Annotated in this window: 1 protein-coding gene; it reads left to right on the top strand. The window is 57.4% G+C overall.

Annotation, left to right across the window (positions count from 1 at the left end; genetic code table 11):
- The first annotated feature begins 149 nt into the window (after positions 1 to 149).
- A complete protein-coding gene (locus EXE45_RS20125) occupies positions 150 to 323 on the top strand; it encodes a hypothetical protein (RefSeq protein ID WP_158293438.1) in 174 nt (57 codons plus the stop codon).
- Positions 324 to 340 lie beyond the last annotated feature (17 nt).

Here is a 340-nt window from a genome sequence, read left to right on the forward strand (position 1 = left end):
GTAGACGCGGACAACATCGTCCTCGAACTTGAAGCCGAGGGCGATGACATCGAGACAGCAGACACCGACGGGACGGACCCCAACTTCGCTGCCTCCGACGACGAACTACTCACCGAATCCGAGAAGATCGAGCAGAAGACTTCCTAACAATGGGACTTCACTACTTTCATGGCGGCGCGGATCCCGAGGAAGTAGCATCGCTTGCTGACGGGGCAACCTTCGATCACGATCCCCCTGACGACATCCAAGACATCGTGGATGCTGCGGAGGAGAACGGCTACGGCATCAAGGGCGTTCTCCTTGAAGACCTTCCCGACGGCTAATCGAGCGTGAGTTTGTG

The sequence above is a fragment of the Halorubrum sp. SP9 genome, assembly GCF_005435015.1.
Classification (GTDB): domain Archaea; phylum Halobacteriota; class Halobacteria; order Halobacteriales; family Haloferacaceae; genus Halorubrum; species Halorubrum sodomense.

Coding starts and splice junctions, on each gene's coding strand:
- EXE45_RS20125 (WP_158293438.1), top strand. CDS start 150: ATGGGACTTCACTACTTTCATGGCGGCGCGGATCCCGAGGAAGTAGCA.